At 61.1% G+C, this 14,909-nt stretch carries 18 protein-coding genes; 16 read left to right on the forward strand and 2 right to left on the reverse strand.

The window, feature by feature from the left end:
* Positions 1 to 57 precede the first annotated feature (57 nt).
* Positions 58 to 1,317, forward strand: a complete 1,260-nt coding sequence (locus ACMUOY_RS17860) for a tyrosine-type recombinase/integrase (protein WP_413894110.1) — start codon at positions 58 to 60, stop codon at positions 1,315 to 1,317.
* Positions 1,318 to 1,650: 333 nt separating this feature from the next.
* On the opposite strand, the gene ACMUOY_RS17865 is transcribed toward ACMUOY_RS17860, so the two are convergent.
* On the reverse strand, positions 1,651 to 2,106 hold the full coding sequence (locus tag ACMUOY_RS17865; protein ID WP_413894092.1) for a helix-turn-helix transcriptional regulator: 456 nt from the start codon (positions 2,104 to 2,106) through the stop codon (positions 1,651 to 1,653).
* Positions 2,107 to 2,549: 443 nt separating this feature from the next.
* On the opposite strand from ACMUOY_RS17865, the gene ACMUOY_RS17870 reads away from it, so the two are divergent.
* The 14 genes from ACMUOY_RS17870 (at position 2,550) to ACMUOY_RS17935 (ending at position 13,014) form a co-directional block, all read left to right on the forward strand.
* Positions 2,550 to 3,053 carry a sigma-70 family RNA polymerase sigma factor gene (locus ACMUOY_RS17870; protein ID WP_413894093.1) on the forward strand — a complete coding sequence of 168 codons (504 nt, stop codon included), beginning with the start codon at positions 2,550 to 2,552 and terminating at the stop codon, positions 3,051 to 3,053.
* A gap of 75 nt (positions 3,054 to 3,128) precedes the next feature.
* Entirely contained in the window at positions 3,129 to 3,974 is an 846-nt protein-coding gene (locus ACMUOY_RS17875; protein ID WP_413894094.1) for a ParA family protein, read from the forward strand.
* Positions 3,971 to 5,341, forward strand: a complete 1,371-nt coding sequence (locus ACMUOY_RS17880) for a ParB family protein (protein ID WP_413894095.1) — start codon at positions 3,971 to 3,973, stop codon at positions 5,339 to 5,341. The genes ACMUOY_RS17875 and ACMUOY_RS17880 overlap by 4 nt, the downstream gene beginning before the upstream one ends.
* The gene (locus tag ACMUOY_RS17885) at positions 5,341 to 5,883 is read left to right on the forward strand and encodes an STY4526/YPO1902 family pathogenicity island replication protein (protein WP_413894096.1); all 543 of its coding nucleotides are present in this window, start codon (positions 5,341 to 5,343) and stop codon (positions 5,881 to 5,883) included. The genes ACMUOY_RS17880 and ACMUOY_RS17885 overlap by 1 nt, the downstream gene beginning before the upstream one ends.
* On the forward strand, positions 5,880 to 6,254 hold the full coding sequence (locus ACMUOY_RS17890; protein ID WP_413894097.1) for a hypothetical protein: 375 nt from the start codon (positions 5,880 to 5,882) through the stop codon (positions 6,252 to 6,254). The genes ACMUOY_RS17885 and ACMUOY_RS17890 overlap by 4 nt, the downstream gene beginning before the upstream one ends.
* A 2-nt stretch (positions 6,255 to 6,256) precedes the next feature.
* Positions 6,257 to 7,687 carry a hypothetical protein gene (locus ACMUOY_RS17895; protein ID WP_413894098.1) on the forward strand — a complete coding sequence of 477 codons (1,431 nt, stop codon included), beginning with the start codon at positions 6,257 to 6,259 and terminating at the stop codon, positions 7,685 to 7,687.
* A gap of 56 nt (positions 7,688 to 7,743) precedes the next feature.
* Complete coding sequence (locus ACMUOY_RS17900) at positions 7,744 to 8,616, forward strand: PFL_4669 family integrating conjugative element protein (protein WP_413894099.1); 873 nt, start codon at positions 7,744 to 7,746, stop codon at positions 8,614 to 8,616.
* Between the two features lie 11 nt (positions 8,617 to 8,627).
* Positions 8,628 to 9,002, forward strand: a complete 375-nt coding sequence (locus ACMUOY_RS17905; protein WP_413894100.1) for a hypothetical protein — start codon at positions 8,628 to 8,630, stop codon at positions 9,000 to 9,002.
* A gap of 129 nt (positions 9,003 to 9,131) precedes the next feature.
* Positions 9,132 to 9,578, forward strand: a complete 447-nt coding sequence (locus tag ACMUOY_RS17910; RefSeq protein ID WP_413894101.1) for a DUF3577 domain-containing protein — start codon at positions 9,132 to 9,134, stop codon at positions 9,576 to 9,578.
* Between the two features lie 87 nt (positions 9,579 to 9,665).
* Positions 9,666 to 10,265 (forward strand): RadC family protein, encoded by a 600-nt coding sequence (gene radC, locus ACMUOY_RS17915; protein ID WP_413894102.1) that lies wholly within the window; start codon positions 9,666 to 9,668, stop codon positions 10,263 to 10,265.
* Between the two features lie 178 nt (positions 10,266 to 10,443).
* Positions 10,444 to 11,520, forward strand: coding sequence for a DUF932 domain-containing protein (locus ACMUOY_RS17920; protein WP_413894103.1), 1,077 nt, complete (start codon positions 10,444 to 10,446; stop codon positions 11,518 to 11,520).
* A 487-nt stretch (positions 11,521 to 12,007) separates the two neighbouring features.
* Positions 12,008 to 12,544 carry a UPF0149 family protein gene (locus ACMUOY_RS17925; protein WP_413894104.1) on the forward strand — a complete coding sequence of 179 codons (537 nt, stop codon included), beginning with the start codon at positions 12,008 to 12,010 and terminating at the stop codon, positions 12,542 to 12,544.
* 43 nt (positions 12,545 to 12,587) lie between these two features.
* Entirely contained in the window at positions 12,588 to 12,749 is a 162-nt protein-coding gene (locus ACMUOY_RS17930) for a DUF1810 family protein (RefSeq protein ID WP_413894105.1), read from the forward strand.
* Positions 12,733 to 13,014, forward strand: coding sequence for a DUF1810 family protein (locus tag ACMUOY_RS17935; protein WP_413894106.1), 282 nt, complete (start codon positions 12,733 to 12,735; stop codon positions 13,012 to 13,014). The genes ACMUOY_RS17930 and ACMUOY_RS17935 overlap by 17 nt, the downstream gene beginning before the upstream one ends.
* 166 nt (positions 13,015 to 13,180) lie before the next feature.
* Here the strand turns inward: ACMUOY_RS17935 and ACMUOY_RS17940 are convergent, their stop codons facing one another.
* Positions 13,181 to 13,501 carry a GIY-YIG nuclease family protein gene (locus ACMUOY_RS17940; protein ID WP_413894107.1) on the reverse strand — a complete coding sequence of 107 codons (321 nt, stop codon included), beginning with the start codon at positions 13,499 to 13,501 and terminating at the stop codon, positions 13,181 to 13,183.
* A 206-nt stretch (positions 13,502 to 13,707) separates the two neighbouring features.
* Here ACMUOY_RS17940 and ACMUOY_RS17945 point away from each other — a divergent pair, with 206 nt between their 5' ends.
* On the forward strand, positions 13,708 to 14,613 hold the full coding sequence (locus ACMUOY_RS17945) for a restriction endonuclease (RefSeq protein WP_413894108.1): 906 nt from the start codon (positions 13,708 to 13,710) through the stop codon (positions 14,611 to 14,613).
* Positions 14,614 to 14,909 lie beyond the last annotated feature (296 nt).

Below are 14,909 nucleotides of genomic sequence, written 5' to 3' on the forward strand. Positions count from 1 at the left end.
TATTTGTAGCGGCACTTTTTGGCTGACGGTAAAATTCGCATTAAAGGGGGTGCGACGATGCTGTCAGATGGGATGTTGAGAGGCCTCAAACCCGGGGCCGCGACCTTCAAGGTCACCGATCGGGACGGAATGTATGTGACCGTCTCGCCCAAAGGCACTATCACATTTCGGCTCGATTACCGCCTCAATGGCCGGCGCGAAACGCTCACGGTGGGTCGCTACGGCGCCAAGGACGGCATGTCGCTGCTGATGGCGCGTGAGCGTTGCATGGAAGCACGGCGCGCGATCGACCAAGGTAAGTCCCCCAGCCAGGAAAAACAGCGCGAGAAACGTCGCTTGTCGGAGGCCAAGACCTTCGAAGAATTCACCAAGCGCTGGTTCGAAGAAGCCCGGATGGCGGAGAGCACCAAGTCGATGCGCAAAAGTATCATCGACCGGGACATCATGCCGACTTTCCGCAATCGGTTGCTAGCAGAGATCGGCCCCGAGGACTTGCGCAACCTGTGCGCCAAGGTCAAAGAACGCGGTGCACCCGCCACCGCCGTGCACGTGCGCGACATCGTCAAGCAAGTGTTTGGCTTCGCCGCGTTGCATGGCGACAAGGCACCCAACCCGGCCGACGAAGTCGGGCCCTCGTCGATTGCCACTTTCGTGCCCAAGGATCGTGCGCTGTCGCCGTCCGAGATCCGCGTCATGCACCGCGTGCTAGACGCCACCGCGACTCTGCCCACGATTAGGCTGGCATTGCGACTTGTCCTGCTGACGCTGGTGCGCAAGAGCGAACTCATCGAGGCCACGTGGAACGAGATTGACTTCCAGAATGCCGTCTGGATGATCCCGAAGAACCGCATGAAGGCGGGAAAGCCCCACAACGTCTACCTGTCACAACAGGCACTGGACATCATGGTGGCGCTTCGCACCTGTGCCGGTGGTTCGCGGTTCCTGCTGCCCTCGCGCTATGACGCCGATCGGTGTATGTCTAAGGCGACCCTCAACCGGGTGACCCAGGTCGTGGTCGCGAAGGCCAAGGAATCAGGCCTGCCGCTGGAGTCCTTCACTGTGCATGACCTTCGTCGAACCGGTTCCACCATCCTGAACGAACTGGGCTTTAACAGCGACTGGATCGAGAAGAGCCTGGCCCACGAGGACGGTCGGTCATCGCGCGGCGTCTACAACAAGGCCGAGTACGGCGAACAGCGGCGCCACATGCTGCAGGAGTGGGCGGACATGATCGATGCGTGGGTGGCGGGGGAGTCCCATACGCCGACCTTGTTGCCGCCCTCCATGAAGGCGGTGACTACAGCGGCGCCAATATGAATTCATCGTGGAGTCCAATGGCCACAAATAGAGTCGACTACCCGGATCGACAAGTGCGAGAAGTTCCGCGCCGGCGATGTTTGGCGCTCGGTGACCGATTTTGGACGACGGGGTGTGAAGTGGCAGAGCCAATGAACTGGCAAGCCATTGGCGAAGCGATAAGTTCCCCTATCGCGTCATCTGAAGGCTCGGGACTTTCATAATGTTTGAACTGGCCCCCGTTATGTGGACGCCACGAAATCACAAGAAGCGTTGCCCACGGACGGCTGATTGAGTACTAACTGTCCTGCGATCCGCCAGCTTGCCTTTGGATCGGAATCGGCCAGTCCATATTCAATCTGACTTGCATCGCACTCTCTTTCGGAAGTCTGGCACTGGCGCCTTTTTCACCATCTCAGCTCCGCCTGGCTGCCGACGGCTACGCAGCCAGGCCTCGACCTCGGCCAGATCCCACACTACGCAGCGTGCTGTGAGGAAGAACCGCTGGGGAAACTCCCCGCGCCGCTCAAGTTCGTAGATCGTCGAGTCGGCCAACGGAACGATCTGGCGTAACTCGTTGCGGCGGATGATGCGTCGCAGGCCTTTCGGGTCAGTCGGCACCGCCTGTGACAACTCCCGGATTGCCCTTGCGTCGAAAGCGCCAAGGGGCTGGCGCGCCCGAACGGCCTCGCGGGCATGCCTGGCCCGATCTGAGGCCGCTACTCTCGTAACACCATCCTGATCCGCCGCCAGACTCGCTGTGCCGGCCGCCACCATTGCCTGATCGGCGAATTCAATTCTTCGTTTCATCCTGACCTCCGCATTTGGTCGATGAGCCACCCTGGCTCTCAAGCACCTGGCTGTATATGACACCGCCGCTGTTCAACTGCTCCGCATCGTTTCGATCTCGCGCACCAGCCATTCACGCAGCATCTCGCGACCCTGCGAGGGCACTCCGGCTAACCCCGATTGCGTCGATCGCCATGGATCGGCGTTCATCGTCATCTATCGATAGCGCCCCCGTATTCGGTTACGGAATCCGTGTGAAAGGTGTCGCTTGACACATCTGTATCTACTCTAAGTTGTTGATAAGAAAAGAGTTTTGTGACTTTTTACCATTTTTATGAGTGCATTTTTCTTCCCCGTCGCAACAGACGGGGAACGAAATGGCACTCAGGCCTGGGACTGGTCTTTACAAGTGGGAAATTGCAGTCACGAAGAAATTGGTCGGTGAATTCCGAAGGCGATCACGAATGCTCAGTCGACATGAGTTCGACGATCTGGTCCAGGATTGCCTGCTGCACTGGATCGGGGTGCGCCGAAATCTTGCACACGATCCAGACAACCCGCCGGTGGGTTACATGGCGCAGGTCCTGCGCAACAAGTTGACTGATCTGATGCGTGAGCAGGGCGCTGAAAAACGCGCCGGCGATCTGGGAATGCTCTCGCTCGACGCCACGATAGACGGCTCGGAGGACGGGATGACGTTGGCCGAATCGCTGGACGCGTCCGAGTCTGCGCAGTCAGGCCAGGACGGGCAAACACATCGTCACCACGTACGCATGGATCTGCTTCGTGCATTGGCCATTCTTACGCCGTCCCAGCAGCGGCTGTGTCTGATGCTCGGCGAGGAAGGGCTGTCGATCAAAGAGGCCGCAGAGAAGCTCCGAATCCCGCGCGCAACTTTGTATGAGGAGATCAAGCGGGTGCGCGGCGTCTTCGCCGATCTCGGCCTAGGCGACTATCTCAAGGAGTGATTTTGCAGGGAGGTTCCGACACTTCACGCGTCGATTCCGTATGCCTGATTCAGGACCTGAAAAAGCGCGGAATCGATGCTCAAAATCACTATCACAAGCACCAAGGGGGGCGTCGGCAAGACGACGCTCACCGCCAATCTGGGGGCGCTGCTGGCCGACATGGGCCTGCGAGTGCTGTTGGTCGACGCGGATGTCCAGCCGTCGCTGTCAAAGTACTTTCCACTGGCCGCAGAGAGGCCGACGGCCGGGTTGACCGAGGTCATTGTGCGTGGACAGGTGACGGCGACGTGCATTACGCCGACGGTCTTTCCGAACCTGCATATCGTCGTCTCGGACGATCCGGAAGGCCATCTTCCGAACTGGCTGCTGGGCCGCATCGACCGTGGCTTTCGCCTTCGGTTCGCACTGCACTCGCCCGTGGTGGCCAGCAACTACGACTGCGTGCTGATCGACACCCAGGGAGCGATCGGGCCGTTGCAGGACGCTGCCTTGATGGCCGCCGACATGCTGGTCTCACCGATTACACCTGAGATCCTCTCGGCGCGCGAGTTCAAGCACGGCACCATGGAGTTGCTCGAACGGCTGGAGCCGGCAAACGCGCTGGGCGCCACGCTGGGGCCGGTCAAGGCCGTGATTTATCGGCAGGACCGCAGCGCTGATGCCCGTTTGATAGCCAGCGGAATTCGCGAGGATCTCACACGGCTCGATGGCAGGGTGTCGGTGCTGGCCACGGTGGTGCCACATGCCAAGGCTTACAAGGAGGCCGCAACCCTGCGCATTCCGGTGCATCGGCATGAACGCCGGCGCGATGGCGTGATGCCCAGCGCCAGCACGGTCATGCACCATCTCGTCTGGGAGCTTATCCCGAGCCTGAAGGGCGTGCATGTAGATGCCCTCCAGCTGCAGGAGTTGTTGTCATGAGTCAGAAGGGTTCCATGGACGAGCGCCGCCGGCTCGTGGCGCAATCGCTGCAGGTGGGAAATCCGGGCAACAATGCGCGCGATCTCGAAGGCGCCACCGATGCGCGCGCCACCCTCGATCAGATCGAACACCAGATCGAGCTCTCGGTCGAAGAGGTCCGGCCCTACGAGAACAACCCGCGCCGGTCGGCGAACGTGAAGTTCGATGACATCAAGGAGTCAATCCGTACCAGCGGCCTGAGGTCGCCGCTGACGGTGACCCGGCGTCCTGGTGAGTCGCACTACGTCGTTGAAGCCGGAGGCAACACCAGGCTGCTCGCGTTGCAGCAACTGTGGTCCGAGACGGGGGACCCGCGATACCGTCAACTCATCGTTTTGTTTCGGCCGTGGCGCTCGGAGAGCCACGTGCTCAGTGCCCACCTGATCGAGAACGAGCAGCGCGGTGACATGAGTTTCTGGGACAAGGCCACCGGAATCGTTGCGCTAAAACGGCGACTGGAAGCCGAGCAGAGCCGGCAGCTGACGCTGCGTCCGCTGGAGGACGTATTGCACGCCATGGGCCTGGCCGTCAACACAGCGACGCTCGGCCTCTACCTGTTTGCCACCGAGCGGCTACGCACCCTCGGCGAGGCGGTGGTCGGCCTCACCGGCCTGGATGTCAAGACGCTTCAACCCAGGCTCAACGCGATCAAGCGTTATGCGCAGGCTCGTCAATCATTGGCCGACGATGACGTGTACGCCACGGTCTTCGAGCCAGTCTTCAGTCAGATTGCGGACAAGTATCCGCACACCGGCGAGTTCAGTGTTGCCGCAACCGGCGAGGCGTGCGAAGCGGCAACGGCCGCGCATCTTGGTGAAGCTGTCGAAGTAGTACGTGGAGCACTTCGTCCGGCATCGGCCCGAGGTGGGCAGGGCGAAGCTCTGGCCCCCCATACCGACACCACGAACTCGACACTGCCCGCCGATGTTGTGGCGCCAGTTGCCGATGCGGATCTGGCGCCGGTTGGGCCTGAAGATCTGGTGCGCCGCGTGCAAGCCTTCGCTGATGTGGCCGGCCTCGGCCACTGTGTCGAGCCGGCGCCGAAGTCGTCCGCTGGGTTCCGCCTCTCCCCAATCACGGATTCAGGCTCGGCGCCAACGGCGCAGCAACGTGCCTGGTGGCTGCTGGCTGGCGTCGGTGGCCAGGTGGACGCAGCGGCGATCGCGCCGGTGCCACTCGACCAAGACTTCCTTTTCTGGCTGGCGGACCCGGCCGACGCGGCTGCCACGGCTTTCTGGGAGGTGCTGACGTGCCTGCGGCGGACCCGTGGCAATACCTGCAGTGCAGATGTTGGCAGCGACACGGCAACGGGCGAGGAGGAACCGTGATGCTGCCGCTGCACGACACTCAGGTCCGCCTCGTCCTGCTTAACCACGTCACGACGCGCCTGGCCGAGGCGCGGCCAGACGAACTCGATGCCGTCGGCATCGGCAACGAGCAACTTGATCGCCTGCGGCAACTGTCGGCGCTCGACCTCAATCGGCTGGCGGCCATGCGCACGCTGACCATCGGCATCTCCCTGGACGGTGAGGCCTTGCAGGCCGGCTTGCGCACCGTCGCCCTGGTCAGGGAAGCCAAGGCGCTGGAGTTGTATTTCATCCGCCACGGAGCATCGACCCGATTGATGAGTGCGCTATTCAAGATCCGGCGCAAGCTGACCTTGAAGTTCCGCCGTGAACTCGGCGTGTGCCGGCCCTCGGGGCGCGTGCCACTTCCGCAATACGCCACCCGCGAGCGCATCTACCGGGTATGGCGGTCCATTGCGGATCCAGCGCCTCGTGTCCGCTACTTCCAGTTGCACCAGGCCTTCTTGCACCTGCCGATCGCGGTGCTGGAGGTGGTCATTCGCGATTTTGAGGAGGACACATGAACGCGCACATCGAATCCCATGGACTGAGTCCCGAATTGCTGCTGGCGGTCTTCGACATGCCGGTCAGCTTCCACCGCTGTCTGGTGCCGGTGGCTGGCGGTGTCACAGCGGCGCTGATGCTGTCGCAAGCCATCTGGATCACCGAGACCCTGGAGAGCGCCTCTAGCGGCTGGTTCATGTGCTCGCAGGAGCAATGGACGCAGGAGACGGGCCTGACCCGCTGGGAGCAGGAAACGGCACGGCGCGCGCTGCGCCGCGCCGGGTTGCTCGTTGAGCGCCGCCTGGGCATGCCGGCCAAGCTCTGGTTTCGGGTCTGCCCTGACGCTGTCCTGCGCGCGCTGCAGGCAAGTGTTGGCCAGGGGGGGCAGTGACGATGGGTGCACTCATCGTGGCAAATCAACCGGGCACCGCCGCTGGCGAGGCGTCGCCATGGGAAAGCCCCACCCATGCCGATCCACTGCCGATCATCTTGTCGCTGCTCGGGCGCCACATCGCGTTCCACCGGCGCCTGGTCGACGTCACCGATAGCGTCAAGGCGGCATTGCTGCTGTCGCAGTCGATCTACTGGACGCGCCGTGGACGTGACGTTGTCCAAAACGGTGGCTGGTTTCACAAGACGACCGAGCAGTGGGCCTGGGAGACCGGCCTGACACCCAAGGAGCAGCGAATCGCGCGTGACGCACTCAAGAACCTTGCGCTCGTTGACGAGCGCCGCATGGGTGTACCACCTCGCGTTCATTTCCGGCTCCAGACGGAGCAGTTGGGCAACTGCCTGTCCGATCAGAATGCCGCCGCGCCGCGCAGCGTCAACTGGCAAGACGCGGTCATGGTGGCCAAGATGCTGGGGCCGTCGGTGGCCTACCACCGCACGCTCGCGGGTATTGGCGGCGGCGTACATGCAGGGCTGATGCTGTCAAGGGCCCTGTATCGCACGCGGCTGCAGATCGCGCGACGGCACCATGCGTGGATCACCAGTGCAGCCGCCCGGTGGTCTGAGGAAATCGGCTTGTCCCGACGCGAGCAAGAAAGCGCGCGCCTTGACCTGGCACGCATCGGCGTTTGGGAGGAAGCTTTGCGGGGCATGCCACCTCGCCTGGTCGCACGCATCCGACTCGATTGCCTGTTGTCGCTGTTGACCGGAGATGCGCCTGCGAAGGCGCAGGACACTTGCTGCGATGCGGCACCAGTCAGCGGGGAAGCCACAAGCAGGTTTGTACAAAAGGGCGAAATAAGCATGTGGCAATCCCACATACAAATTCTGCCCTTTCCGCCATCACAGTTCTGCCCTTTCCGCCATCCCTCTATATATACAAAGAGTACAAGTGAATCAGTACAACCACAACTCGGGGCGTGCGAGGCGCATGCGGCTGGCACGCTCGCCGGTGACCCTGATCGTGGTGGTGGTGATCTGATCTTTCCACAGGAGATGCGGCCGCAGGAATGCGCGGCAGCCCGCATGCTGCTGCGCAGCAGTGGCGATCAGGCTCAGGTGCTCCTGGACGAACTGGCTGGCCGGCTGCAAGCCAATGGTGTACGCGCCAGCCCTGTGGCCTATCTGCGCGGCCTCATCGCCCGTGCCCAGGCGGGCACGTTCCTGCCGGAACTCGGACCTCGCATCGCATCCGAACGCAGCCAACGCCAGAAGGCCGCCGACCAGCACCGTGCGCGCGAGGCCCAGGAGCGGCGCCACGAGATCGAGCGCGCCACACCCGAATACCAGGCCAGGGTCCGTGCCCAGCGAGAGAGGCTCATCGAGCTACGCGACGAAATGAAGCAGCGCATGGGTGCCGGCCGATCGCCTTGAGCACCACTTGCCCGCCGGCTTTCCCCCGACTTCCATCCCAACCCAAGGAGATTTCCGTGACCACAACAGACACGATTGCATCGCCCACACCGCCAGCAGCGTTCACTGGGCCTGCATCGCACGCATCACCGACATTGCCCGCGCTGGGCCAACTCGCTGACGAGACCCCCGACGTCATGACGCTGCATACGCAGGACGCTTTCCGGATGTTCACCGGCCGAACCGCCGGCGCGCAGAACCAGGTGAGCGCCATTCCCGGCGGCCGGCGTTTTGCCGCCGTTCTCAAGTCCATCTGGTACCTGTCGGCCAATGACAACCCGTATGCCGACTGGATCCTGATCCGGGTCTACCAGACGCTTGTCGCCATCAGGGCCCAGATGGCGCAGGCTATTCGCGCACGCGAGGCCGAGTTCGAGGCGCTGCGGCGCAAGGGGCTGAACCTGTCCGTTCTGCGTTCGCGCAGCCCGGCCACGGTCGCGCTGGGATTTCGCAGTCCATACGGGTACGCCACCGCGGAGGCGATCATCGAGTTCGACTACCACGTGCGCATGGTCAAGACGCTGGTGCTGAAGGACCGCCTGAGCGACGACGATGGCCGTGCGGCCATCCGCGAGATCGGACGCGGTCTTCGCGCCTTGTTCCTGGAGCCCATCCGCTGGGAGCGGCTTCTGCTGCGCGAGGAGATGCTGCCCTTGAGCCGGCGTGATTTCCTGCCCAGCGCCGACGAAGTGGCGCGCGAGCGCATGCACATCGCGGTGACGCTGTTCGGGGAGGTGCCCCGGGCAGTGTTTACGGGTGAGGATGCGCCGCGTCATTCGCAGCGCCGGATCAAGCCCACTGCCGCCGAGCTGCGTTTGCTGCGGGAGGCGTCGCTCAGCATCGACGCGCAGGGCGCGCCGGCGGAACCCGCCGAGGAGCAACTGCTGTGACGAGCGCGTCCGTGTCGCCGGTCTACCAGCCAAACGACGCTGAATTGCGCATGCTCGGCGCCATCCTGTTCCAGTCCATCCGCGATGCCTGGACGCTGGGCCTGGACCGCACCCGATTTCGGGGCTACTGCATCGAGGCCAAGCGCATCGACTTCGACGACGGCGGGCATCCGCAACTTCTGCTGACACTTCAGGTTGCCGGTGTGGCTGAAGTGGTCGATCGGCTGTTCATTGCAGTTGCGCCATTCCCGATTCCAGGTGCAGGATGCGATATCCGATTGAGAAGCGTGCGCATTTTGTCGCCGCGTCGGACCGAGTCTCCCGTTGGCTGTGTCAGCCCGATTGATGTGCGTAACGCATCGCCCGAAACCGGTCAGATCTCTTGAAAACCGGCGGGCCGCAAGGCTCGGAGATATTTGTCAGTAGCTTCAACCCAGTCGGGGAGTTCCTTCCCCGAACCGGGGGTGGTCTTCCCATTCTTATCCATGTGTTTCATGTTTTCTTAGGAGGCCATCATGTCGGTTCCATCGCAAGCCAGCAACCAGTCGTCGTTCTTCAACCTGCACGTTGAAGGCGTCGGCTATCTCAATCGCATTCGTACGATCAAGCCCAAGAAGGGCCAGGAGTTCCTGGCCTGCCATGTCGCCGCCCTGCGGGGCAGCGACAAGGATGTCAGCTATACGAAGTTCGACTGCCGTGTCAGCGGTGCTGACGCCCAGGAAGTGATCCGGCGCCTAGAGGCGGATGTCGCGGCTGAAAAGTCCGTGATCATCGGTTTCAGGATTGCCGACATCTACCCCGAGATGTTCACCTTCGAGAAGGGTGAGCGCAAGGGTCAGCCTGGTGTCGCGCTCAAGGGTCGTCTGTTGCGCATCAAGTTCGCCAAGGTCAACGGCGAATCCATCGACGTGCCGCAGCCCGTTCGGGCCCCGCAGCGCGAAGACGAACCCGTTCCGTTCTGACCGCACGACTTCGGTCGTCGTTCCACCCCCTGGGGAGTCTCCTCCCGTCGGGGCGGAGCTCTCCAAACAATTGATGAGGAGAGTTCCATGTGTCAGAAGATCGAATCGTTATCCGATACCGACCTGCTCGGCGTGCTGGTCGGTTCTCGCCATGCCGCGCTGCTGCTCAAGGATGCCAGTGGCAGCCTGTCGCAGTTGCTGCATGAGCCCATGCCGGCGGCGTACGCACTGCCCCGTGTGACGTCCAAGCTCCAGGCAGCCGCTGAGCTGGTCCGTCGTTCGCTTGCTGAGGCGATGGCACACAGGGATGTGCTGGCGTCCCCGGCTGCCGTTCGAACCTATCTGCGGCTCATGCTGGCCAGGCTGGAGCACGAGGTGTTTGTGGTGCTGTTTCTGGACGCTCAGAACCGGGTGATTGCCTCAGAAGAGATGTTTCGGGGGACCTTGACCCAGACCAGCGTGTACCCACGCGAAGTCGTCAAGCGCACCCTGGAGCTCAACGCTGCGGCAGTGATCCTGGCGCATAACCATCCGTCTGGTCTTGCCGAGCCCAGCCGGGCCGATGAGGCGCTCACGCAGACGCTGCGTGCGTCGCTGGCATTGATCGATGCCCGTGTCCTGGACCACTTCATCGTGGCCGGGAACGGAAACAGCATCTTGTCATTCGCCGAGCGCGGTTTGTTGTAGGTATTCGTGGTGCGGTCGCAAGGGTGATGCCTTGCGACCCACCCGATGTGTCGGCGCGATTGCCTTCGCGCCATGTTTGCCGGGTCGAAATCCTTCGGTCCTGTTTTGTTACCCCAGCGGGGATGTGTTTCCCCGCACCGGGGACGACCGTCTTCGCATTTCCAAAGGAGTCATCATCATGAAGAGCGGTCGTTCCCTTAGTGAGCTGGCGCATGAACTCGAGCGCCAGATGCTCACCAAGCAGGACCTGGTCCTGCCATCGTCCTTGTTGCAATGCCGTACCAATGAGCGCGGCAGATTGAACCTGGTTGTCGAATCCGGGAACCAAGCCCGGATCGGCGTCAGTGAATACGACGTCACAAGTCTTGCGCGACGCCAACTCGCCGACAAGCTGAAAATCCCGTTTGCCTACTTCGAGCGCATGCGCGAGGGGCAACCGGGCCTGCTCGACCACAACGTCAATACTTGGCTGCAGACCGAAGGCTCGCGCTGGATGGTCCGAACGCTCGACGATGAGGTGAGGGCGGTGCTGTCGGATCGCTACCGGCGACTGGACAATTTTGATCTTGCCGAACACGTTTTGCCGATCCTGCAGCGCCTGGAAGGAGCCCGTTTCGAATCGGTTGAACTCACCGAGACGAAGATGTACCTGAAGGTGATCACAGCCCGTGTGACGTTCGAAGTCGCCCCTGGCGACATTGTGCAGGCGGGTGTCGTGGTCTCCAACTCGGAGGTCGGTTGCGGTACGTTGTCGGTTCAGCCCTTGATCTATCGTTTGGTGTGCAGCAACGGGCTGATCGCGTCGGACCATGCGCTGCGCAAAACCCATGTCGGGCGCGCGCTGGCATCCAGTGAGGAGCCGATCACCGTGTTCAGGGATGACACCCTGGCTGCGGACGATCGGGCCTTCTTCCTGAAGGTGCGCGATGTGGTGGAGGCGGCCGTCTCGGAAGCAACCTTCCGCCAGATTGCCATGAAGCTGCAAAAGACCCGTGATATTAGCCTTGCCGGCGATCCGGTGAAGACGGTCGAGGTACTGGCCAACCGGTATTTGTTCAACGACACCGAGCGTGCAGGCGTTCTGCGGCATCTTATCGCTGAAGGCGACTTGTCAGGGTACGGCCTGGTCAATGCCGTCACGCACTATTCGCAAGACGTCGATGACTATGACCGGGCCACCGAGTTCGAGGCCTTGGGGGGCAAGCTCATCGAGCTGGCGCCTACCGAGTGGAAAGGTCTGGCCCAGGCCATGTGAAGGATCCGGAACGCCGTCAATGACGGGGTTCCAGGTTTGCTGTTTCCTTGACTGCATTGTTCATTCTTGCCCGGCGCAGCCTCACGGTTGCCCGGGCATTTCTCTTGGTAGGCTGTCAGCATTGCTGACACTGTGGCGTTGGCGGCGTGTCCCGTTGAATTCAACGAACGAGACCGGGCTGCAGCGCATTCCTCCATCAAGTTCTGCAAATGCTACTGTAGATTCAGTTCAATAACTTCAGTCGGAACTGGATTCGACAGCGGACCTTGTTGACGATCCTGGCAGCGACCTGGATAGCTGGGTTACCAATTGCAGAGCCCGTTGCGGCATCGCCTGGAGACGCAAGAAAGCAAGGCCACCGCAATCTTGGACGCTGCTCCTGGCATATGGGCTCGGGGTGTTTGAAGGTGGCCAATAGTCGGTCGTACTACTTCGTGATGAAGCGCAGTCCTTCCGCCTCCCGAGGAAAATGGCAAACTCATCCCCGATGAACACCCCGCTGATATCTGCTGAATACGCCCGCCTTGGCGATTGCCTTCCCCGCGGCACTGTCTTGTCCCTACTCGACGGCTACCTGGCCGCCGTCGCTTCCGGTCCGAATCTGGTGATGCCGAAACAGGTCCTGGGAAGGCTGAGGAATGCTGGAGAGGATCATGACCAAGCCATGGCCAGCATGGTCGTCCGGCACTACCTGACCGTCAATGATGCGCTCAATGACCAGATCTACGTGCCTCGGGTGCCGTCGGTGCAGGAGTGGTGTCGTGGCTACCTCGCCGGCTTCGCGTGCGACATGATGGCCTGGGCGCCGTTGTTGGCTTCACAGCCCGACTGGTTGAAGGTGATCATGTCTGGTGCCGAGGACCCGCCGATTCATGGTTCTCAGGAAGCGCTGACCGAAGTTGCTCGTAACATCCATGGATTCTGGGTGGAGCGGCGTCGGCTCGGCATGGATTCGAACTTTTTGCTGGGTCCATTGGCGGCATTGTCGCCTGGCCAAGCTGTCTCGGCGACCCCAATCCATTGACTCACGATGCACGGCCCGATGGCCGAGACCGTTACCATCGGGCATGGCTCAGTTTGATCTCCAACGCTTCGTCGAGGCACAAGAACCAACTTATGACATGATCCGGCCGGAGTTGACCTCCGGCGCCAAGAAAAGCCACTGGATGTGGTTCGTGTTCCCGCAGTTGCAGGGCACTGGGGCGCAACTCGATGGCGATCAAGCATAAGATCGTTTCCAGGCAAGAAGCGCAGACCTACTGGCAGCACTCGACGCTCGGCGCCAGGCTGAACGAATGTGTTGTGTTGGTGCTGGCGGCCAAGGGCACGACGGCATACCAGATCTTCGGGACTTCGGATGACTTGAAATTTCGGTCCTCCATGACACTGTTTCCTCACGCGGTTCCGGATGAGCCGTTGTTCAGGCGTGCACAGGCCAAGTACTTCGACGGGCGCGATGATCCCCGAACCATGGAGTTTCTGCTGCGGCGCTGAGTCTGTCTCGACGTATTCTTTTGCGCGGCATGCCTGTGGTTAACGCCAGTTTCTGACCGGCCCCAAAGCAGCGGTGTACAGGCATTGGACTTGAGACCGTGGATGACTTATGACGACCATGACCTGCCGTTCGTGACTGACCGGTTTCTGGCGCGGCACTCTGCTCTCAATCTACGGGCACAGTTCGTGGCGTGAACGCAGGCCAGCGGTTGTAGCCGACCTCAGGATCGTTGGCCCGCAGCGTCAGGATGAAGTGAACCTCCATGCTGTTGATCTCCGCCCTTGTCGCAGTCGTCGACTGCCACAAGATGTCCCGTGTGACCGTGAAGCTCTTACGCTGCTCTGGGGAGAAGTCGGCGGCGATAAGCACGGAGGACGCGCTGCCAAAGTAGTTGATGCTGTTCGTCCGATCCTGGCCCACGTAGATCTTTCCGTTCGGATACGTGGTGCGATAGACGACAGCATCGAAAACTGGAAGATCAACCATCCTCGGCAGCATAGCGCGCAGTCGAGATCGCCACACGGGCCTTGCTTTGTCCCCTCGCGTCAGAGGACGCATACGGCCATGAATAGGCATACAGAGGTGACCACTTTCCGGATGCCCCGCGAGCCAATTGCAGACCAGTCACAAGCGGCTGAAGTGGTCGCCATAGAATCCGTCTACCACATGGCAACTAGAGCGGATATACGGCTATGGCGATCCCGAACTTTCAGTCATTGATGCTTCCTGTGCTCAAAGAGTCTGCTGCTGGCGAGGTGCGCATCTCTGATGTCGTCGCTGTGCTGGGAGGCAAGTTGGCTTTGACTGAGACTGAGCTATCAGAGCTCCTGCCCTCGGGCAAACAGACTACATTCGCCAACCGCGTGAACTGGGCCAAGAGCTATCTAGGCAAGGCCGGCCTGATCAAACTCACGAAGCGCGCGTACTTTGAGATTAGTGAACGAGGCCGGGCCGTGCTGGCCAACCCGCCGCAGACGATCAATATCAAATTCCTTGAGTCCTTTCCCGAGTTCAAGGTCTTCCGAGAGACGACGGCTGAGAGTCCGACCACGCCGCAATCAGAGCCGACCAACTTCAAGGAGCTGGCGCCCGATGAGGTAATCAGGTCTGCAAGCGAAGAGCTTCAGCAATCACTCAGTGCCGAGCTGCTCGCGAAGATCCTCGCCGCACCCCCAGACTTCTTTGAGCGCCTCGTTGTTCAGCTTCTGATCGCCATGGGCTACGGTGGGTCTGCAATTGAAGCCGGTAAAGCCCTGGGCAAGAGCGGCGACGGTGGCGTTGACGGTGTCATCGATCAGGATGCGCTGGGCCTGGATCGAATCTACGTCCAGGCAAAGCGCTACACTGACAACAAAGTGTCGTCAGGCGAGATCCGGGACTTCTTCGGGTCGCTGGATCGATTCAAAGCAAACAAGGGCCTTTTTGTCACGACGTCGACCTTTTCGCAGGCAGCGAAAGAAACGGCCGACATGCTGAGCAAGCGCATCGTGTTGATCGATGGGCTCCTTCTCACCCGGTTGATGATCCGATTCGACATAGGCTGTCGGGTCGAAGAGGTGGTCTACATCAAGAAACTCGACGAGGACTTCTTCGACTGATTGTTTGACAGCGCCCGTCAGAGCGAGCGTCGTTGCCCGACCGGGACCAGGAGCGGTCGTTCGAACAATTGGCAGAAAGGTGCCATTGCTGACGTTCGAGGGGCCTACCCGTCCGGGCTCTGAGTCTATCGGGTATGAAATTTCCCACTAGCAGCATTCACGGTCACCGTCTAAGGATGCATCCCTCGTTGGTTCATTTTTTCTCGGCGCGTCGCTTGGCTATTGAGACTTACATAATTCATGACATCACCAGAGCGTAGCCTGCATCCAGCAAGCGGCAATGATGGACGGACGCT

Source organism: Candidatus Skiveiella danica (genome assembly GCF_022705245.1).
GTDB classification, from domain to species: domain Bacteria; phylum Pseudomonadota; class Gammaproteobacteria; order Burkholderiales; family Burkholderiaceae_C; genus Skiveiella; species Skiveiella danica.